We start from the raw sequence: 18,888 nt of genomic DNA, 5'->3' as shown, positions 1-18,888 counted from the left end.
CGTCATGGATCTGACGCGTGGATGGAAAGCATCCCGACTTCAATGCTATCAAGTAATCGTGGCAATGACCCGTCCTGATTGACCTGCGCCAACAAGAGACATGCCTCTCCGCCAAGCTTTCTCTTAAAGAAGGCAGTGGCGCACCCGACAGGATTCGAACCTGTGACCTCTGCCTTCGGAGGGCAGCGCTCTATCCAGCTGAGCTACGGGTGCCTTCAGGATCGGTGATCCCAAAAACGAACCAGCCGGTAAACCGGCCAGCCACGGCTTCTTAGCGGAAGCAGGCGCCGGCTTCAACGGGCAATCGCCAGCGGGCTCAAGTTGCCGTAGCAGCCCGGGGGAGACAGACACCGTCCCGTCCGGCGCCACCGCCTGCTCATTCTGTCACGGTAAGCACTGCCTTGCCGCTGATGCTGCGCTGCCGCAGCGCGTCGAGGGCCTGGCCGACGTCCCGCCACGGCACGGTCAGGACCACGCGCGTTTCGAGCCGGCCGGCTGCGATCGGCGCGAGCAGCGAGGCGATGTCGGCGCCAACCTCCGGACCGGAAGCGTAGTAGGCGAAGGTCTGCAGCCGCGCACCTTCGTGCCCCGGAACGAACTGGCGGAAGCCGATGGGCGTGAGTTCGCCGCTGCTCGAGCCGAACATGACGACGGTCCCGCCGGGCGCGATCCGTTCGATCGCGTGGGCGAGGCTATCGCCGCCCACCGATTCGGTAATCAGCGAGAACAATCCTTCGGCCAGCTCGATCGTTTCGACGACCCGCTCGGCTCCGAGGCCGCGGAGATCGTCGGCATGACGGGCAGCGGCGACCGCCACCACCGACGCGCCCTGCTGGCGGGCGATCTGGATCTGGAAACGGCCGACCGCGCCGCTTGCGCCGGTAATCAGGACCCGCTGGCCGGCCAGGTCGCCGCCGAGGCGCAGGGTCCGCAGCGCGGTCGTGCCCGCGACCGGAACAGTGGCGGCGGAGACGAAGCTGACGTCGTCCGGCAGGACGGCGAGGTGGTCGGTCGGAACGGCGACCCGTTCGGCCCACCCGGCCTCGTCGACCAGAGCCGCAACCCGGGCGCCGACGGCCGGCCCGGAGCCGTCGGCCGCGGCGCGCTCGACAGTTCCGGCGACGTCCTGGCCAGGCACCCAGCCGTTCGGACGGATGTTGAGCAGGCGCAGTTCGCCGCGGTTCAGCGAGACTGCCCGGACCGAGACCAGCGCCTCATGCGGGGCGGGCTCGGGCTCGCCAAGCTCGGCGAGCCGCAACCCGGTGGCGCTGTCGGAAGATGTGACCAAGGCGAGCATTGCTATCGTCCCTTCTTGCTGCGTGGCGGACGCCAGCCTGTTTCGTGCGCCGGGCTTGTTGGTCCGACGTTCAGAACGCAAGCAGGGCATGACTAGACTAAATGGAAGCCCGCCTGTCGGCTTCTGAGTTACTCATCCCTAAACTATCGACTTTCCTGTTTGAGTAATTTAGATATCTTGGCAGTCGATCGCTAAAATCAGTCAATATGAGACAGCCTCTCCGCTACCCCTGGCCTTTCGATCCGGATGACGTCCTCGCCCCGGCAATCGCCGTGCGCGTTGACGTTACCGAAACCGGGGCGGAGGTGCCGGACCATCGCCACCGCAAGGGGCAACTCGTCTTCGCGCTGGGCGGCGGCGTCACATGTCGCGTCCCCAGCGGCCTGTGGATGGTGCCGCCGCATTGCGCGGTGTGGATTCCTGGCGACATGGAGCACAGCAATATCGCGACCGCCAACGCCCGGATTTTCTTCGTCTATATCGAACCGGGAGCTACCGACCTGCCGGACCGGTGCTGCACGCTTTCGATCACGCCGTTGCTGCGCGAGCTCATCATAGAGCTGACGGATCGCGTTGAGGACGATGACGCGAGGGGCGAGCTCCTGACCAGCGTACTGCTATCCGAATTGCCGCGCATGCCTGTCCAGCAGCTGCATTTGCCGATCTCGTCCGAGCCGCGCTTGAGGCGCATCGCGGCGGCGTTGGCGCAAGATCCTGCCGATCGCAGCACCCTGGCGGAATGGGCCAGTCGCGTCGCGCTCAGCGAGAGCAGTCTCGCACGTCTCGTGGTGAAAGAGACAGGGCTGACCTTCGGGCGCTGGCGCCAGCAACTGCACCTGATCGTCGCGATGCGCGAGCTGGCCTCCGGCGCCAGCGTGCAGCAGGTTTCGGCCGATCTCGGTTACGAATCGGTCACCGCCTTCATCACCATGTTCAAGAAAGCGCTTGGCAAGCCGCCGGCAAAGTATCTCAGCAGTGTCGCGCAAAACGGCGGCTCTGCGTTTGTCGCCTGAACCCGCACGCGGTCAACACTCGGACTTCAACTGTCACTGCTCCTCGGCATACAGCAGTCGCGTCTTTGCCTCGGAGGTCGGCAACAGGCTGCGCTGGATCAGCGCCTCGACGTGGTCGTTGCGCTGGCGCGCGCTGTCGGCGCCCATCACCACGATGATCAGCCTGTGCCCGTCCGCATCATAGGAGGTGACGATGTTGAAGCCCGAAGCCCTGATGTAGCCGGTCTTGATGCCGTCGACCCCGCGCACCCGGCCAAGCATGTCGTTGTGGCCGCGCACCAGCCTGCCGCGGAACATGAAGTCGCTTTCAGAGAAATAGTGGAAATGCTGCGGGAAGCGGGCGTGCAGCGCCATGCCGAGCACCGCCATGTCGCGCGCGCTGGTGTGCTGGTCGCCGTCCGGCAGGCCCGAGGCGTTGCGGAAAACGGTGCTGCTCATGCCGATCTGACGCGCCTTGGCGGTCATCATGCCGGCGAACGCCTCTTCGCTGCCGCCGAGATATTCGGCAACGGCGACCGCCACGTCATTGGCCGATTTGACGACGACGGCGCGGATCGCCGAATCGACGTCGATGGTCTCGCCGCGCCTGAACCGCAGCTTGGTCGGCGGCTGCCGGGCGGCGTTGTCCGACACCGGGATTTGCGTCTCCTTGCTGATGCGGCCCTGGTCCAGCGCCTCGAACAGGAGGTAGAGCGTCATCATCTTGGTCAGTGACGCCGGATAACGCGGCGCCGTCGAATTGACCTCAAACAGCGTCTTGCCGGTGCCGGCATCGATGACCATGGCGGCATATTTCTGCGGCGGCGCCGGTACCGCCAGCACGCTGTCGGGCGGCGTGACAGTCGTGCAGCCGGCAGCAAACAGCAGCAGCGCCAGCACCGCGACGCATTTGTGGATGGACGAAAAGAACCGGAAGGCGGACAAGTCAGTTCCGAAGGCAGGCAGTTTCTGAGACGAGGCGAAGCTATCTTAACGCAAAGGCACAGTCCATTTGGTTAATATCGGTCTGGCCCTCGAACGGTGCCCTGTCCACAGGCCGACGTGGCGCCGCCTGATGTGAATTGCCGGCCACCGCGTTTGCGCAACCGGCGGCGAGTGGGCTTTGCTGGCGCCGGCAGAATCGGGCCGCCAGAATCGGGCTGGCAGAATCGGTAGGTGCACATGGATATGGTCACGATCACGGCGAAGGGCATTTCGGTATCGGTCGATCTTGCCGTCGGCCATCTCGCCGACATGGCGATCGATATCGATGGCCGCCGGCTGAAGCCGCTGCATCGCGCGCCCTGGGTCGGCGAGCCGCGCGAGATGCTGCCGAAAGACCTGCCTGAAGGGACGGTCCACCTGTCCGGCGATTTCCTCTGCGCACCCTTCTCGATCAGCGACGTCGAAGCGGCACCTTTGCATGGCTGGCCGGCAAATAGTCGCTGGGACGTCGTCGACAGCGCGGCAACGGCCGACGGCTGGCGCGCCGTCTTCCGCCTGCAGCGCCCGGTTATGGGCGCAACCGTCGACAAGATCCTGACCTTGCGCGACGATCATCCCTTTCTCTATCAGGAACACGTCTTTTCCGGCGGCGCCGGCGCCATTCCCGTCGCCCACCACCCGATGACGGTGATGACGGCCGGCGGCAGACTGGCCTTCTCGCCCAAGCGCCTTGCCGCAACGCCGAGTGAGGCGCCGGAGCCCAATCCCGCCCGCGGCCGCTCGTTGCTCGCCTACCCGGCGCGAACCGCCGACCTGACGCGCTTTCCCGCCGCCAACGGCGGCACGATTGACCTGACCACCTATCGCATGGACCAGCTGCGTGAGGACTTCGTGACGCTGGTCGAGGCTGATCATGGCGGGCCGGGCTGGACCGCGCTGGCGCGCCAGGCGGAAGCCGATCTCTTGCTGGTGCTGAAGAACCCGGCCGAACTGCCGGTCACCATGCTGTGGGTCAGCAATGGCGGGCGCGATTATGCGCCATGGAGTGGCCGCCACCGCGGCGTGCTCGGCATCGAGGACGGCCGCACGGCCGTCGGCCACGCCGCATCGCTCGGCGACAATTGGCTGAAGCGCGAAGGCGTGGCGACCGCCTTTGCCCTTTCCGAAGGGCGCCGCTTTTCGTTCCGCCATGTCATCGGCGCACTGCCATGGCTATCCGGCGAGCCGCCGCACGACGTCACGACCTCGCCGGGCCGCATGCGCATCCTGGCGGCTGACGGTGCCGTGCGCGACATCGGCTTCGACGGCGATTTCCTGCGGATCGGTCAATCCAGGCCCGATTGAAGGCTTGGCACAATCCGGCGTTTGAAATTTTCGAAAACTGCCGCCAAAATGCGCCAGAACCATCTTATGGATGCCAATGTCAGAAATCGCCCACATCGCTGCTGTCATTTTCAAGCGCGCCGGCAAGGCACCGCGCTTCATCGTTGCCATTGCGGGCCCTCCCGGCGCCGGCAAATCGACATTGTCGGCAGGCTTGCACGACTTGCTGCCGGAAGGCACGGCGGAAGTCGTGCCGATGGATGGCTTCCATTACGATGATGTCATGCTCGAGCGGCGCGGCCTTCGCGCGCGAAAAGGTGCCCCGGAAACCTTTGATTTTGCCGGCTTCGAAGCGTTGCTGAAGCGCATCCGCGCCGGCGAGCCGGATATCGCCATCCCGGTCTTCGACCGCAGCATGGAGCTGTCGCGCGCCGCCGCTGCTATCGTCGCCGCCGAGACCAAATTCATCCTGGTCGAAGGCAATTATCTGCTGCTCGACGAAGAACCTTGGACGCGGCTGGCGCCGCTGTTCGACTTCTCGATCTTCGTCGATGTGCCGCGCGCCGAGCTCGAGCGCCGACTGCTGGCGCGATGGCACGAGCACGGCCGCTCCGACGAGGACGCGCGCGCCTGGATCGCCTCTAACGATATGCCGAACATCGACCGCGTGCTTGCCCGTCGGCGGCCCGCCGACCTGGTGGTCGGCGACCTGGCCTGACTTGCAAGGAACCGCCCGGCCGGAACCTTGACAGTTTCAGGCCGTTATCCCGGATACGGCAATTGTGCCCATGAGGGAACCGTTCGATGGAAACCATGGCAAGAAAGCCTGCGCCCGCCAAGGGCAGGGCAACACGATCAAAAGCCACTCGAGTGAAAACCAGCGCCGGCCCGGCAGCGGCGGCCCGCTCCAAGGATGCGGCAAAGCCCAGCTTTGGCAAGGCGGCGCCGAAAAAGGTGATGCCTGCCGCGACCAAAGCCGCTGCACCCAAGCCCAAAAGATCGGCAAGCAGCAGAGGATCGATCGCAGGCAGCGCAATGCGCACTGTTAAAGCAACGGCCAATGTCGCCGCCGGTGCCGTGCTTGCCACCGCCAAAGGTGCGGCGTCGCTTGCTGCTTCCGTAGTCGGCAAGGGCGGCTCAAAACCCCGGACCAAGGCAAAATAGCCGAGCGGAATCGATGTAAGATCAGCTTCTGGCCGGAATGGTGAGGCCCCTCTGCACCGCCGGCCGGGCGAGGCCACGCTCCAGCCATGCGCCCACGCTGGGGAAATCGTCGAAACCGACGAGTTCCCGCGCCTCGTAGAAGCCGATCAGATTGCGCACCCACCCAAGCATCGAAATATCGGCGATGGTGTAATCGTCGCCCATGATCCAGCTGCGGCCCTTGAGCCTCGTTTCGAGGACGCCGATCAGCCGTCGCGACTCGTCGCGATAACGTTCCAGCGGGCGCTTGTCGGCGATTTCGCGCCCAGCGAATTTGTGGAAGAATCCGACTTGGCCGAACATCGGCCCGATCGAAGCCATCTGGAAGAACACCCACTGGATCGTCTCATAACGCAGCGTCGCGTCTGCCGGCACCAGCTTGCCGGTCTTGTCGCTGAGGTAAAGCAGGATGGCGCCGGATTCGAACAAGCCGATCGGCTTGCCGCTCGGGCCGTCCGGATCGATCATCGCCGGTATCTTGCCGTTCGGGTTCAAAGACAGGAATTCCGGGGTCCAGCTCTCGTTCTTGCCGAGATCGACGGCATGCGGCTCGTAAGGCAGGCCAAGTTCCTCCAGCGCGATCGATATCTTCACCCCGTTCGGCGTCGGAAACGAATAAAGCTGGATGCGGTCGGGGTGGCTCGCCGGCCAGCGCCTGGCAATCGGAAACGCGGACAGATCGGTCATCGAAACTCCTGGTAGGGGACCGCGCCGAGCGGCACGGTCATGGCAGGTCGCAGAGAATTAGGCGCGACGCCTGGCGCGATCAATATGCGCATGGAAAGTTTCGCCGGCCCCGGTGAAGGACCCGCAAGGGGTGCGGTCACACGGCCTTGACCGCCAGCACCGCATTGGTGCCGCCGAAGGCGAAGCTGTTGCTGATCGCGGTGCGCACGGTGCGTTCGCGCGCCACGTTCGGCGTGATGTCGAGATCGCAGTCGGCGTCGGCTTCCCGATAATTGGCGGTCGGCGGCACGATGCCTTCGCGGATCGCCATCACGCAGGCGATCATTTCCAGCGCGCCGGAGGCGCCGAGGCAGTGGGCGTGCATCGATTTGGTCGAGGACACCGAAAGCTTGTAGGCATGGCCGCCGAACACGCGTTTGATCGCCGCCGTCTCGATCTGATCGTTGGCCTTGGTGCCGGTGCCATGCGCGTTGAGATAGTCGACGTCCTCGGGATTGAGCCCGGCATCGACGAGGCAGAAGCGCATCGCCGCCTCAGGCCCTTCGATGGTTGGCGCGACGATATCGGAGGCGTCGGCGGAAAGGCCGACGCCGGCGATTTCGGCAAGGATGGCGGCGCCGCGCGCCATGGCATGCTCATATGTTTCCAGCACCACCATGCCGGCGCCTTCGCCGAGCACGAGCCCCTGGCGGTCGGCCGAAAACGGCCGGCAGGTGTCCGGCGACAGTACCCGCAGGGCCTCCCAGCCCTTGAGGATGCCCCAGACCAGCGGCGCATCGGTGCCGCCGGCGACCATGACGTCGGCCCGGCCGAGCCTGATCTGATCGACCGCCGAGGCAATGGCGTGGTTGGATGACGAGCAGGCAGAGGTGATGCCGAACACCGGCCCGCGCAGACCAAGATTCATGCTGACATGGCCGGCTGCAGCGCCCGGCATTACTTTCGGGACGGTGAAGATGCCGGCGCGGTTCTTGCCTTCGAGCAGGATGGCGCGATAGTTCTCTTCGATTGCCTCCCAGCCGCAGACGCCGACGCCGACGATGGTGCCCATCCGGTAGGTGTTGGCCGCGTGCGGGTTCAATCTCGCCTGCTGTGCCGCCTCCCGCGCGGCGATCGTCGCCAGAAGGCTGAAGCGGTCCATCGACACGACCTGCTTGCGGTCGATGCCGTGCTCGGGAAGCGCCTTGATTTCGCAGCCGACCTTGACCTTCAGATCATGCAGCAGCGGATTGTCGATCGCGCCGATTGCCGAACGGCCGGCGCGCATTTCATTCCAGATTGCCGGTGCATTGGTGCCGAGCCCGCATAATCCGCCGATGCCCGTGATGACGACGCGCTTGTGCATTCAGTCAGGCTTTTTTCGCGATCAGCGCGCGAACCGCCTCGACCATGTCGCCGACATTCTTCAGATTGCTCCAGGCATCGACAGTGTTCATCTCGATTTCGATGCCATACTCTTCCTCGAGATCGAAGATGATCTCCGTCAGTTCCAGCGAATGGATGCCAAGGGCGGTCAGTTCGGTACTGGTGGTGATTTCCTCGCCGCCCGGCTCGGCATGAGCCTTGATCTTGGCGATGATATCGTTTGCCAGCTGGTCAGCCATTCGGTTTCTTCCCCAACTCTGTCGTTTCCCGACGCCAACTGATCAGCGCCCCTTTTGTCCTCGATTACGTCGTCATCGTCGCCTTTTACCCCCGCCAGGCGCCGGTGACCGTACCAAGGTGGCTCCCTCTATAGAAACCGAAACGCTGTCAAGCAACAAGCTATATATCGACAAAGCCGCCGCAGTGCTTAACGTTGGTGTCGTGGATACGATCGCATATAGCTTGACTTCAGTGCCGCCGGCCCAGCGTGTTGCCGGCGTCGCGCAGCTTGGCTGCGACTGGAACGGAGGCCGCACGCGTCTTCGGCGTCTGTACCAGGACGGTTCGGCCAAGATCCGCATGCCGGCGGTCTCGGCCGATCCGCTCGAAGCCGTCCTGATCAACACCGCCGGTGGGCTGACCGGTGGCGACCGTCTCGCCTGGGAGGTCGATGTCGGTGCCGGCGCCTCCGCAACCATAACAACGCAGGCCTGCGAGAAAATCTATCGCGCCGCATCCGACCGCGCCGAAGTGCGGGTGCAGCTGACTGTCGGAGAAGACGGCCACATTGCCTGGCTGCCACAGGAAACCATCGTCTTCGACCGCTCGGCCTTTGCCCGCAGCCTTGACGTGGAGCTTGCCACCGGAGCCGAGGCGCTGATCCTGGAGGCTACCGTCTTCGGCCGCCTGGCCATGGGTGAACGGGCTTCGCAAGGCCATTTCCACGACCGCTGGCGCGTCCGCCAGGACGGGGCGCTGGTCCATGCAGAGGAGTTCCGCATCGGGCCGGACGTTGCGGCCACCTTGAGCCGTCCCGCAGCGGCCGGCGGTGCCGTCGCCGTGGCGACGCTGCTGATGGTGTCGCCACGGGCAGAGGCTTTGCTCGAGCCGGCCCGGGGCATAGTCGGCGGCCAGGGCGGCGTCAGTTTCTGGAGCGTGCGGAAATCTGGCAAGCTTCTTGCGAGGCTGTTCGCCGAGGACGGCTACCAGCTCCGCAAGCGGCTGGTGCCGCTTGTCGAATTGCTCAACGGACGGGCGGGCCTGCCCAAATTATGGTCACTCTGATTTCGATTTTGCCACCGCAGGAAAAAGCATGAATCTGACGCCGAGGGAGAAAGACAAGCTGCTGATCGCCATGGCGGCGATCGTGGCCCGCAAGCGGCTCGAACGCGGCGTCAAGCTCAATCATCCGGAAGCGATCGCGCTGATCACCGATTTCGTCGTCGAGGGTGCCCGCGACGGCCGCGCGGTCGCCGAGCTGATGGAGGCCGGCGCCCATGTCGTCACCCGGGCCCAGGTGATGGAAGGCATTGCAGAAATGATCCACGATGTGCAGGTCGAGGCGACGTTTCCAGACGGCACCAAGCTGGTGACTGTGCACGAGCCGATCAGATAACACCGCCAAGGAGAGGAAAATGCTTGAGCTGCGTCCCAACTGCGAGTGCTGCGACAAGGATCTGCCGCCCGATGCGACGGATGCGGTGATCTGCACCTTCGAATGCACCTTTTGCGCCGACTGCGCACAAAACGTGCTCGGCGGCGCCTGTCCGAATTGCGGCGGCAACTTCTCGGCCCGCCCGATCCGTCCGGCAGCGCTGCTGACGAAATATCCGGCCTCCACCAAGCGCGTCCTCAAGGCAGAGGGCTGCGCTCCGGCCCGCAAGGCGGCGTGAGAGGTACTCGAAGATGGAAGCTACGCCGATGATCACCGCTACGATGAAACGCTCAACGCTGTCGGCGGTCCTGCTGCTGGCGGCAGCAATGCCAGCCTATGCCCATGTCGGCGTCGGCACGGTTTGGTCCTTCACCGCCGGCTTCTCCCACCCGCTCTCCGGCCTCGATCACATGACGGCGATGATTGCCGTCGGGCTATGGGCCGCGCTCAAGGGCGACAAAGCGATCTGGGCATGGCCGCTGGCCTTCGTAAGCGTCATGCTGGCCGGCGGCGCGCTCGGCATGCTGCATGTGCCGATGGTCTTCGTCGAGCCTGCTATATTGGCGTCCGTCGTGGTGCTCGGGCTGCTGGTTGCGCTCGCCGTCGATCTTCCCGTCTCGGCCGGCGTTGCCGTCATCGGTCTGTTCGCGCTGTTCCACGGCTATGCCCATGGCACCGAGGTGCCTGAGAATGTCGGCGGACTCGGCTATATGGCGGGCTTTGCCGTTGCCACGGCACTGCTCCACGCCGTCGGCATCGCGGCCGGTCTCGGCCTCGGCTGGCGCTTCCGCGGGCTTGCCCGCGCCGCTGGCGCCGCTTGTGCCGCGATTGGCGCCGGCCTCGCTTTCGGCGTCGTGTGAGGCCGCGATGATCCCCGGCGAAATCATCACGGCAAGCGGCGAGATCGAACTGAACAAGGGTCTGGCGACGGTCACCTTGAAGGTAGCCAACAGCGGCGACCGGCCGATCCAGGTAGGCAGCCATTATCATTTCTTCGAGACCAATGAGGGACTGAGATTCGATCGCGACAAGGCCCGCGGCATGCGCCTCGACATCGCCGCCGGCACCGCCATGCGCTTCGAGCCCGGCCAAGAGCGCGACGTTACCCTGGTGCCGTTCGGCGGCAAGCACGAGGTCTACGGATTTCAGCAGAAGATCATGGGCGCGCTGTGAGATCGAAGGCGTTGAGCAGTTTCGGCTCAGCCGGGCGGCTTGGCCGCCGCATAGATGACGACCTTTCCCGGATCGTCGAATTCCACCGCCAGAACGTCCTCGGTTTGCACTCGCCGCGAATCGATGGCGTTGAACAGCAATGCGTTCGCCTCGATCTCCTTGCGCAGCTCGGCGATGTCGTCCCGATGCTGCCTGACCTTGTTTTCGATCGCCGGCGGCGGGCCGCCTTCGGTGCGCGCGGCATCGGTAAGAAACACGATATCGACCTTGTCGAGCTTGGATGTCTTGCGCACGGCGGCGATGTTTTCACGCGTGCGGTCGATCGCCGAACTGACCTTGCCGGCTTCCGCATTTGTCTGGGTCTCTTCCTGGCCGACCTCCGAGCCGACGATCCGGTTGACGGTCTCGGCGCTGTCGAGGCTCTGCGCGTTCAGCGCGGCGTGCGGAATGCTGGCTGCCAGAAACGCGGTCGCGGCAATCCCATGCAGCCATCTGGTGTCGGAGAAGGTGGTGATCGCCATCGCTCGTTCTCAGGGTCCTTTTCGAGGCTCGTGTCAGGGCGACAGGACCGAAACGTAACGTCCCCCGTGAAGGTTCCCTTTGCGATGCGGCGGGCTGGCCGGGCGCCGGCCCGCCGCCTCGTCTCGTCAGCTCGCTTTCTTGGTGATCAGCGTCAGCGCGCCATTGGTGCTCATGCTGGCGGCGATCACCTGCGCCGAGGTGAGCCCCTTGGCTTCGAGCGCGGATTTGACCTGCGGTGTCGCGTCGATCGAGCCGCGCAGTTTCTGCAGGTCGGCATCGCTGCGCTTGGCGATCACCTCGTTGACCTTGGCTTGAGTGTCCGCGGGCAGATCCTTGATATCGACGACGTTGATCGCCTGGATGGTGGGCGCCTGCGGCTGCGCCCCGGGCGCGGCAGGAGCAGGCGCAGCCGGCGCCGGACTGGGCTGCTGCGCAGGCTGTTGCTGGGCGCTGGCGGCGGTTGCGAGCACCAGCGTGGCGGCGGCTGCCAGAAGGGTCGTTTTGCGCATGGATGTTCCTTTCCATCGATTGGCAAATGGTCGTTTTGGGGTGGCCCGGCCACCTCAAACGCTAAATGGGATCGGAAAGTGTCGCTCAGCGGGTCATTGCGTGACCATAGGATGGCGGCAATGTGGGGCCCGGCTTCGACAAGCGGTATTTCCGGGCTGTATTTCGGGAGCAATTGCTGATGGCTAAAATCACCCGCGCCGCCTACGCGCAGATGTACGGCCCGACCGTCGGCGACAAGGTCCGGCTCGCCGACACCGAGCTGTTCATCGAGGTCGAAAGGGATCTCACTCTTCACGGCGAGGAGGTGAAGTTCGGCGGCGGCAAGGTCATCCGCGACGGCATGGGCCAGAGCCAGGTGTCGCGCGCGCAAGGCGCGGTCGACACCGTCATCACCAATGCGTTGGTCGTCGATGCCACCGCCGGTATCGTCAAGGCAGATATCGGCCTCAGGGACGGCCGTATCGCCGCGATCGGCAAGGCCGGCAATCCGGATACCCAAGGCGGCGTCACCATCATCATCGGTCCCGGCACCGAGATCATCGCCGGCGAGGGGAAGATCCTGACCGCCGGCGGCTTCGACGCGCATATCCATTTCATCTGCCCGCAGCAGATCGAGGAAGCGCTGATGTCGGGCATCACCACCATGCTCGGCGGCGGCACCGGCCCGGCGCACGGCACGCTGGCCACCACCTGCACGCCTGGGCCGTGGCATCTGGCGCGCATGATCCAGTCTTTCGACGCCTTCCCGATGAATATCGGCCTGTCGGGCAAGGGCAACGCGTCGCTGCCTGCCGCGCTCGAGGAGATGGTGCTCGCCGGCGCCTGCTCGCTGAAGCTGCACGAGGACTGGGGCACGACGCCGGCTGCAATCGACTGCTGCCTGTCGGTCGCCGACGATTACGACGTGCAGGTGATGATCCACACCGACACGCTGAACGAGTCCGGCTTCGTCGAAAACACGGTCGCGGCGATCAAGGGCCGCACCATCCATGCCTTCCACACCGAAGGCGCCGGCGGCGGCCACGCGCCTGATATCATCAAGGTCTGCGGCCTGCCTAACGTCATTCCGTCCTCGACCAACCCGACACGCCCCTACACGATCAACACGCTGGCCGAACACCTCGACATGCTGATGGTCTGTCACCATCTGTCGCCGTCGATCCCCGAAGATATCGCCTTTGCCGAAAGCCGCATCCGCAAGGAAACCATCGCCGCCGAAGACATTCTGCACGACATCGGCGCCTTCTCGATCATCTCGTCGGACAGCCAGGCCATGGGCCGTGTCGGCGAAGTGGCGATCCGCTGCTGGCAGACCGCCGACAAGATGAAGCGCCAGCGCGGTTCGCTGCCGCAGGAGACCGGCGACAACGACAATTTCCGCGTCCGCCGCTACATCGCCAAATACACCATCAATCCGGCCATCGCGCATGGTCTGTCGAAGGACATCGGCTCGGTGGCGGTGGGAAAACGCGCCGACCTCGTGCTGTGGAATCCGGCCTTTTTCGGCGTCAAGCCGGACATGGTGCTGATCGGCGGCATGATCGCCGCCGCCCCGATGGGCGATCCCAACGCCTCGATCCCGACGCCGCAGCCGATGCATTACCGGCCGATGTTCGGGGCCTACGGCAAGGCGATGACCAATTCGTCGGTGACCTTCGTTTCGAAGGCCGCGCTCGACGCAGGCCTGCGCGGCAGGCTCGGCGTCGACAAGCAGATGGTCGCGGTCGAAAACACCCGCGGCGGCATCGGCAAGCATTCGATGGTGCTCAATGACGCCACGCCGCATGTCGAGGTCGACCCCGAAACCTATGAGGTCCGCGCCGACGGCGAACTCCTGACCTGCGAGCCGGCTACCGTGCTGCCGATGGCGCAACGCTACTTCCTGTTCTGAACCATAGGCGTTAGAACGACCGATGTAGAACATGCCGCGCCAGGCTTATGGACCCGCAACTCCCCTACGCCCACGACATTTTCCCGCATATCCGCATCGTCCTGGGCATGGTGATCGGCCTCGGCGTCACCCGCCTGCTGTCGGGGGTCGCCCGCATCGTCCAGCATCCCGGCCAATACCGGCTCTATCCCGTGCACCTCGCCTGGGTTGCGTCGGTGCTTTTAATGCTGGTGCATTTCTGGTGGTGGGAGTTCGGCCTGTTCCAGATCGAGAATTGGACCTTCGGCAAATACCTGTTCATCATCTTCTACGCCGTCACGCTGTTCCTGCTCTGCGCACTGCTGTTTCCGGATTCGATGCTGGACTACACCAGCTATGAGGATTTCTTTTATTCGCGCCGGGCCTGGTTCTTCGGCCTGCTGGCGGCGACCTATCTGCTCGACGTGATCGATACGCTGCTGAAAGGGCCGGAGCATTTCGCCCATTTTGGCGTCGAATATCTGATCCGCACGCCGGTTTTCGTCGCGCTTTGCGTCATTGCGATCCTGCTGCGCGACCGCCGCTTTCACATCGCCTTTGTCGCCGGCGCGCTCGTCTATCAGATATCGTTCATCCTGCGGCTCTTCGACACGATCGTCTGAGCCCCATTGGGGCGGCGGACGCGATAGGCTAGGCTTTTTGGGAGAGGCAGTTTTTACATGAAGCTCGATATTCGCACCGACTTCACCAAATTCCCGCGCGCCGTCTCCGTCCTGGCCGCGGGCGAAGCCGGAACCACCACGCCATACGACAGTGCGGTGCTTGCCCATGACGAGCGGCATCTGCGCCGTCGCGCCATCGAAACGGCCCGTAGCGACAAGGTGCTGGTCGACCTGCCCGAACCGGTGACCTTGAACCATAGTGACCGGCTGGTGCTGGAGGATGGCCGCCACATCGAGATCATCGCGGCCGAGGAGGCGCTCTACGACGTCCGGGCCAGCGACCCTGTCCATCTGGCAGAGCTTGCCTGGCACATCGGCAACCGCCATCTCGCAGCCGCCATCGAAGCTGGGCGCATCCTCATTCTGCGCGACCATGTCATCAAGGCGATGCTGGAGGGATTGGGCGCCACCGTTAGCGACGTCTCCGAGCCGTTCAAGCCGGTGCGCGGCGCCTATTCCGGGCATGGCGGCCACGGCCACGCTCATGCCGAGGCGCATGCGCACAGCCACGCCGAAGCGCATTCCCATACCCATAGCGAATCGCATTCCCACAGCCATTCGCATGACCATGACCATGACTGACCAGCCTTCCAACGTTGCCCAGCCTTCCAATATTGCTTTGTTGCGGCTGATGGCGTGGCTGTCGCCTTCCTTCCCGGTCGGCGGCTTTTCCTACAGCCATGGTCTCGAGCAAGCCGTGCATGCCGGGCTGGTTGCCGACAGCAAAGAGCTCGCCGCGTGGCTGGAAACGCTGGTCGAGATGGGTTCGGGCTGGAATGATGCGGTGCTGTTTGCCGAAAGCTGGCGCAGGGGGCGCGAAACCGGCGATCTCGATGAAATCGTCGCCCTTGCCGAAGCTCTGGCAGGCTCGCGCGAGCGCCATGCCGAGACCATGCTGCAGGGCGCTGCTTTCCTGAAGGCGGCCTTCGCCTGGCCGTGCCAGGTGCTGGATCGCCTGCCGGCCGAATGTGCCTATTGCGTTGCCGTCGGCGCCGTTGCCGGCGATCACGGCATTGCGCTGCGGGACGCCCTGGCGGCCTTTCTGCAGGCCTTCTTCTCCAATCTCGTCCAGGCCGCGATCCGGCTCGGCATCGTTGGCCAGAGTGCCGCGATGACGCTACTGGCCGCCTTCGAACCGCTTGCCCTGGCCACGGCCGACCGCGCTGCCGGCTCGACCCTCGATGATCTCGGCGGCTGCGCTTTCATCTCCGACGTCACGGCGATGAAGCACGAAGCCCAGTATTCGCGGCTGTTCCGCTCATGATCGTCCTCGCTTTCGCGCTCTCGCTGGTCCTGCTGTTGATCACAGCACTGCATGTCTATTGGGGCATTGGCGGCATCTGGCCGGGCAGGGACGCCGCCTCCTGCGCTCGCGCGGTCATCGGCTTTCGCGGCGTCGACGAGATGCCGGCACCCTTCGCCAGCTTCGCCGTTGCCGCCTGCCTCGGCCTGGCGACGCTGTGGCCGATGGCGCTCGAAGGCGTGTTCGCCACGCCCTTTCCCAAGGCCGGGCTGGCCGCCACGGCGCTGCTCATCGCGCTGGTCTTCCTGGCGCGCGGCATTGCCGGCTTCACGCCGTGGTGGCGCCGGCTGGCGCCCGAACAGCCTTTCGCGCGGCTTGATGTCAGCTACTATTCGCCGCTCTGTCTGTTGATCGGGCTCGGCTTCGCCATTCTTGCCATCACGGAGTTCCCTAGATGACACAAGCCAACGGTCCTCTTCGCATCGGCATCGGCGGCCCGGTCGGCTCCGGCAAGACGACGCTCACCGAAAAGCTCTGCAAGGCGCTGCGTGACGAGTTCTCGATCGCCGTCGTCACCAACGACATCTACACCAAGGAAGATGCCATGATGCTGGCCCGGCTTCAGGCGCTGCCCGAGGATCGCATCATCGGCGTCGAGACCGGCGGCTGCCCGCACACCGCCATTCGCGAGGACGCCTCGATCAATCTGCAGGCGATCGCCGAGATGACCAAAAAATTCCCGGATCTCGACATCGTCTTCATCGAATCGGGCGGCGACAACCTCGCCGCCACCTTCTCGCCGGACCTTGCCGACCTGACGCTCTATGTCATCTCGGTTTGCCAGGGCGAGGAGATTCCGCGCAAGGGCGGACCGGCGATCACCCGGTCCGATTTCCTGGTCATCAACAAGAGCGACCTTGCGCCCTATGTGAACGTCAATCTCGACATCATGGAACGCGACGCTGCCCGCATGCGCGGCAAACGGCCGTTTGGCTTCACCGACCTGTCGCGCGGCAAGGGCCTGCAGGAGGTGATCGATTTCATCGTCGAGCATGGCGGGCTTCGGGTCGGCGCGGCCACCAGCACGGCGGCATAACGGCGCTCGCCTGTACCAAACGAAACCGGTTGCGCGTGTTCCAGCCGCGCGGCATCCTTGCTTCTTTCACGGAGGTTACGATGAGCATCACGCGCCTGCAGAAGGAAGTGCTGACCAACCTGCCGTTCTATGAGGAGCGCGTCGATCTGGCTTGCGCCTTCCGCTGGACGGCGCGGCTTAACATGCATGAGGCGGTGGCCAATCATTTTTCGCTGGCGGTCAACGACGATGGCTCGCAATTCCTGATGAACCCTAACCAGGTGCATTTCTCGCGTATCAAGGCGAGCGATCTGCTTCTGATCGACGCCAATGATCCCGACACGCTGGTCGGCCCGAATGCGCCCGACCCGACGGCGTGGGGCCTGCATGGTGCCATCCATCGCAACGTGCGTCATGCACGCTGCGTCATGCATGTCCACTCGATCCACGCCACCGTGCTTGCCTCGCTCGCTGACTCGACGTTGCCGCCGATCGACCAGAACTCGGCGATCTTCTTCAACCGCCATGTCGTCGACGCTCATTATGGCGGGCTGGCCTTCGAGGAAGAGGGCGAGCGCTGCTCGCAGCTTCTTGTCGACCCGAAGGTCAAGGTGATGGTGATGGGCAACCATGGCGTGCTGGTCATCGGCGACAGCGTCGCCGACACCTTCAACCGCATGTTCTATTTCGAGCGCGCCGCCGAAACCTATATCAAGGCGCTGTGGACCGGCCGGCCGCTGCGGGTACTGTCGGATGAGATCGCGGAGAAAGCGGCAAGGGAACAGGAAGACTATCCCGGCCAGGCCGAGCGCCACCTTTCCGAACTGAAGGCGATCCTCGACGAGCAGGAGCCTGCCTACCGGAGTTGAGCGCGGTCCCGCCGGGCCTGGCTTAAAGCCCGAGTTCGGCCCGCAATTCGCCGGCGCTGTTGATGACAATCGCCCCCGGCGGCCCCTCCATGGGCACCTCTGGCCAGAAAATCGTCTTCATTCCAGCTGCCAGCCCCGCCGTGGCGCCAGTCACGCTGTCGTCGACCGCCACGGCCTCGGCGGGATCGACGTCGGCCAACCAGGCGGCGCGCAGGAAAGGTTCGGCATGCGGCTTGCCTTCACGCACGTCGTTGCGGCTGACCGTCTTCATGCCGGGATATACGAGGCCTACGGCGCGCAGATTGGCATCGACGATCAGCCTGTCGGAGTTGGACACCACCGCTTGCGGCACGCCAAGCGCGAGCAGCTCATTGAAAATCTCGATCGCGCCGGTGCGTGGCGTCAGCGTTTCGGCCATCGGCAGATAGTGATCGTACTTGCGCACGATCCAGTCGTCGAAAGGCAGGTCGAGGCCGAACTCGTCGCGCAGCATTTCGTAGACCGGCCATGCGGCGATGCCGAGCACGCGCTCATGCAGGTCGGCCGGCGGCGCGATGCCGACGCTGTGCAGCGCCGCAATCAGCGCCGCCTCGTGCAGCGGCTCGCTGTCGACCAGCGTGCCGTCCATATCCCAGAAAACCGCTTTCGGCGTCATGCAAGGCTCCATTCTCAAAAAATTCCTTAAAGCGTTTAGCGCGCGAGATAAACCGCCGCGTCCCCGCTAATGCATGTCGCGCAAAGTGTGCAGCGGTTTTGCGATGACGACATGCATAAAAAGGAACCTAAAACGCGTCGCATGAGGTCGATCGAACGCAACGCGCTTTAGAACCGTGATTGGTGCGACCTCGACAGCCTTGCTGTTGCAACGAGACTGGGTCGACCTGTCACTTCGCTCCAAACACCCAAGTTTCATCACTAAGCAATTGCTCTTACAATAGGCAATTGCGCGCAAGTTCATTCCCTGCGAAACTACTGCGCTCCGCCTCTTGTGCTCGGCGGGGTTGGGAGGCAGGAACTTGAATTCGCGGCAGGACAGCGGCGGCAACAGGCTGGACGACGCGGCGCGTGCCGGCTGGCTCTATTATGTCGCAGGCAACACCCAGGACCAGATCGCCGCCACGCTTGGCATCTCGCGGCAGACGGCGCAGCGGCTGGTGTCGCTCGCAGTCTCCGAAGGGCTGATCAAGGTGCGCGTCGACCATCCGATCGCCAATTGCCTCGACCTTGCGGCACGGCTGAAATCGCGCTTTGCGCTCGATCTGGTCGAGGTGGTGCCGAGCGACCCTTCTTCTTCCTCCACCGTCATCGGCGTCGCCGAGGCGGCGGCGGCCGAGATCGAACGGCGGCTGCGGTCGCGGGGGGGGCGAAGGCGGGGGGGAGCCGGGCCGCGCGCCCACCAGCCGGGCACATCGCGCCCGAGGCCCGCATCATACGCCCC

At 64.4% G+C, this 18,888-nt stretch carries 26 protein-coding genes and 1 tRNA gene; 18 read left to right on the top strand and 9 right to left on the bottom strand.

Annotation, left to right across the window (positions count from 1 at the left end):
- Positions 1 to 136: 136 nt before the first annotated feature.
- Together NKI70_RS28550 and NKI70_RS28545 are read right to left on the bottom strand one after the other, a co-directional pair.
- Positions 137 to 213: transfer RNA gene (locus NKI70_RS28550), tRNA-Arg, on the bottom strand.
- A gap of 163 nt (positions 214 to 376) precedes the next feature.
- A complete protein-coding gene (locus NKI70_RS28545; RefSeq protein WP_352725650.1) occupies positions 377 to 1,297 on the bottom strand; it encodes a zinc-binding dehydrogenase in 921 nt (306 codons plus the stop codon).
- 206 nt (positions 1,298 to 1,503) lie between these two features.
- On the opposite strand from NKI70_RS28545, the gene NKI70_RS28540 reads away from it, so the two are divergent.
- Positions 1,504 to 2,310, top strand: coding sequence for an AraC family transcriptional regulator (locus NKI70_RS28540; RefSeq protein ID WP_352725648.1), 807 nt, complete (start codon positions 1,504 to 1,506; stop codon positions 2,308 to 2,310).
- Positions 2,311 to 2,343: 33 nt separating this feature from the next.
- Here NKI70_RS28540 and NKI70_RS28535 read toward each other — a convergent pair whose 3' ends face one another.
- Positions 2,344 to 3,234, bottom strand: coding sequence for a D-alanyl-D-alanine carboxypeptidase family protein (locus NKI70_RS28535; RefSeq protein WP_023677019.1), 891 nt, complete (start codon positions 3,232 to 3,234; stop codon positions 2,344 to 2,346).
- Positions 3,235 to 3,471: 237 nt separating this feature from the next.
- On the opposite strand from NKI70_RS28535, the gene NKI70_RS28530 reads away from it, so the two are divergent.
- The 4 genes from NKI70_RS28530 (at position 3,472) to NKI70_RS28515 (ending at position 5,721) form a co-directional block, all read left to right on the top strand.
- Positions 3,472 to 4,578 carry a hypothetical protein gene (locus NKI70_RS28530; RefSeq protein WP_352697280.1) on the top strand — a complete coding sequence of 369 codons (1,107 nt, stop codon included), beginning with the start codon at positions 3,472 to 3,474 and terminating at the stop codon, positions 4,576 to 4,578.
- Positions 4,579 to 4,654: 76 nt separating this feature from the next.
- Positions 4,655 to 5,275 (top strand): nucleoside triphosphate hydrolase, encoded by a 621-nt coding sequence (locus NKI70_RS28525; protein ID WP_352697278.1) that lies wholly within the window; start codon positions 4,655 to 4,657, stop codon positions 5,273 to 5,275.
- Positions 5,276 to 5,345: 70 nt separating this feature from the next.
- Positions 5,346 to 5,606, top strand: a complete 261-nt coding sequence (locus NKI70_RS28520; protein WP_352697276.1) for a hypothetical protein — start codon at positions 5,346 to 5,348, stop codon at positions 5,604 to 5,606.
- Positions 5,593 to 5,721: a hypothetical protein gene (locus tag NKI70_RS28515; protein WP_302893450.1), complete on the top strand. Its 129-nt coding sequence runs from the start codon at positions 5,593 to 5,595 to the stop codon at positions 5,719 to 5,721. The genes NKI70_RS28520 and NKI70_RS28515 overlap by 14 nt, the downstream gene beginning before the upstream one ends.
- 21 nt (positions 5,722 to 5,742) lie before the next feature.
- Here NKI70_RS28515 and NKI70_RS28510 read toward each other — a convergent pair whose 3' ends face one another.
- From NKI70_RS28510 to NKI70_RS28500, 3 genes are all read right to left on the bottom strand, one after another.
- On the bottom strand, positions 5,743 to 6,447 hold the full coding sequence (locus NKI70_RS28510; RefSeq protein ID WP_352588686.1) for a glutathione S-transferase family protein: 705 nt from the start codon (positions 6,445 to 6,447) through the stop codon (positions 5,743 to 5,745).
- A 136-nt stretch (positions 6,448 to 6,583) separates the two neighbouring features.
- Complete coding sequence (locus NKI70_RS28505; RefSeq protein ID WP_352697274.1) at positions 6,584 to 7,792, bottom strand: beta-ketoacyl-[acyl-carrier-protein] synthase family protein; 1,209 nt, start codon at positions 7,790 to 7,792, stop codon at positions 6,584 to 6,586.
- Between the two features lie 4 nt (positions 7,793 to 7,796).
- A complete protein-coding gene (locus tag NKI70_RS28500; protein ID WP_023677013.1) occupies positions 7,797 to 8,051 on the bottom strand; it encodes an acyl carrier protein in 255 nt (84 codons plus the stop codon).
- Positions 8,052 to 8,274: 223 nt separating this feature from the next.
- Here NKI70_RS28500 and NKI70_RS28495 point away from each other — a divergent pair, with 223 nt between their 5' ends.
- From NKI70_RS28495 to NKI70_RS28475, 5 genes are read left to right on the top strand one after another with little or no spacing between them, the layout of a single operon-like run.
- The gene (locus NKI70_RS28495; protein WP_502898947.1) at positions 8,275 to 9,096 is read left to right on the top strand and encodes an urease accessory protein UreD; all 822 of its coding nucleotides are present in this window, start codon (positions 8,275 to 8,277) and stop codon (positions 9,094 to 9,096) included.
- Positions 9,097 to 9,124: 28 nt separating this feature from the next.
- Positions 9,125 to 9,427, top strand: a complete 303-nt coding sequence (locus NKI70_RS28490; protein WP_023677011.1) for an urease subunit gamma — start codon at positions 9,125 to 9,127, stop codon at positions 9,425 to 9,427.
- 19 nt (positions 9,428 to 9,446) lie between these two features.
- Positions 9,447 to 9,704 carry a DUF1272 domain-containing protein gene (locus NKI70_RS28485; protein WP_352697272.1) on the top strand — a complete coding sequence of 86 codons (258 nt, stop codon included), beginning with the start codon at positions 9,447 to 9,449 and terminating at the stop codon, positions 9,702 to 9,704.
- Between the two features lie 28 nt (positions 9,705 to 9,732).
- Entirely contained in the window at positions 9,733 to 10,326 is a 594-nt protein-coding gene (locus NKI70_RS28480) for a HupE/UreJ family protein (protein ID WP_352697270.1), read from the top strand.
- 7 nt (positions 10,327 to 10,333) lie between these two features.
- Entirely contained in the window at positions 10,334 to 10,639 is a 306-nt protein-coding gene (locus tag NKI70_RS28475) for an urease subunit beta (protein ID WP_352725645.1), read from the top strand.
- Between the two features lie 26 nt (positions 10,640 to 10,665).
- Here NKI70_RS28475 and NKI70_RS28470 read toward each other — a convergent pair whose 3' ends face one another.
- The gene (locus NKI70_RS28470; protein WP_023677007.1) at positions 10,666 to 11,160 is read right to left on the bottom strand and encodes a hypothetical protein; all 495 of its coding nucleotides are present in this window, start codon (positions 11,158 to 11,160) and stop codon (positions 10,666 to 10,668) included.
- Positions 11,161 to 11,286: 126 nt separating this feature from the next.
- Positions 11,287 to 11,670 (bottom strand): hypothetical protein, encoded by a 384-nt coding sequence (locus tag NKI70_RS28465; protein WP_023677006.1) that lies wholly within the window; start codon positions 11,668 to 11,670, stop codon positions 11,287 to 11,289.
- Positions 11,671 to 11,849: 179 nt separating this feature from the next.
- Between NKI70_RS28465 and ureC the strand changes: the two genes are divergently transcribed.
- The 7 genes from ureC to NKI70_RS28430 all read left to right on the top strand — a co-directional run bounded on the left by ureC (position 11,850) and on the right by NKI70_RS28430 (position 17,450).
- Entirely contained in the window at positions 11,850 to 13,562 is a 1,713-nt protein-coding gene (gene ureC, locus NKI70_RS28460; protein WP_031211834.1) for an urease subunit alpha, read from the top strand.
- Between the two features lie 47 nt (positions 13,563 to 13,609).
- The gene (locus NKI70_RS28455; protein WP_023677004.1) at positions 13,610 to 14,203 is read left to right on the top strand and encodes a hypothetical protein; all 594 of its coding nucleotides are present in this window, start codon (positions 13,610 to 13,612) and stop codon (positions 14,201 to 14,203) included.
- Between the two features lie 57 nt (positions 14,204 to 14,260).
- Positions 14,261 to 14,845, top strand: a complete 585-nt coding sequence (locus NKI70_RS28450; RefSeq protein WP_023677003.1) for an urease accessory protein UreE — start codon at positions 14,261 to 14,263, stop codon at positions 14,843 to 14,845.
- Positions 14,826 to 15,527 carry an urease accessory protein UreF gene (locus NKI70_RS28445; protein ID WP_031211833.1) on the top strand — a complete coding sequence of 234 codons (702 nt, stop codon included), beginning with the start codon at positions 14,826 to 14,828 and terminating at the stop codon, positions 15,525 to 15,527. The genes NKI70_RS28450 and NKI70_RS28445 overlap by 20 nt, the downstream gene beginning before the upstream one ends.
- Positions 15,524 to 15,964, top strand: coding sequence for a DUF3995 domain-containing protein (locus tag NKI70_RS28440; protein WP_023677001.1), 441 nt, complete (start codon positions 15,524 to 15,526; stop codon positions 15,962 to 15,964). The genes NKI70_RS28445 and NKI70_RS28440 overlap by 4 nt, the downstream gene beginning before the upstream one ends.
- Positions 15,961 to 16,602 carry an urease accessory protein UreG gene (ureG, locus tag NKI70_RS28435; protein WP_023677000.1) on the top strand — a complete coding sequence of 214 codons (642 nt, stop codon included), beginning with the start codon at positions 15,961 to 15,963 and terminating at the stop codon, positions 16,600 to 16,602. The genes NKI70_RS28440 and ureG overlap by 4 nt, the downstream gene beginning before the upstream one ends.
- A gap of 80 nt (positions 16,603 to 16,682) precedes the next feature.
- Entirely contained in the window at positions 16,683 to 17,450 is a 768-nt protein-coding gene (locus NKI70_RS28430; protein ID WP_023676999.1) for a class II aldolase and adducin N-terminal domain-containing protein, read from the top strand.
- A 22-nt stretch (positions 17,451 to 17,472) separates the two neighbouring features.
- On the opposite strand, the gene NKI70_RS28425 is transcribed toward NKI70_RS28430, so the two are convergent.
- Entirely contained in the window at positions 17,473 to 18,105 is a 633-nt protein-coding gene (locus NKI70_RS28425) for an HAD family hydrolase (protein WP_023676998.1), read from the bottom strand.
- 361 nt (positions 18,106 to 18,466) lie between these two features.
- On the opposite strand from NKI70_RS28425, the gene NKI70_RS28420 reads away from it, so the two are divergent.
- Positions 18,467 to 18,888: helix-turn-helix domain-containing protein (locus NKI70_RS28420; RefSeq protein WP_352725643.1), on the top strand; the 422-nt coding region annotated here is incomplete at its 3' end.

It is taken from the genome of Mesorhizobium sp. M0500 (assembly GCF_040321165.1).
Taxonomy (GTDB): domain Bacteria; phylum Pseudomonadota; class Alphaproteobacteria; order Rhizobiales; family Rhizobiaceae; genus Mesorhizobium.
This window is presented reverse-complemented; position numbering and strand designations above follow the sequence as displayed.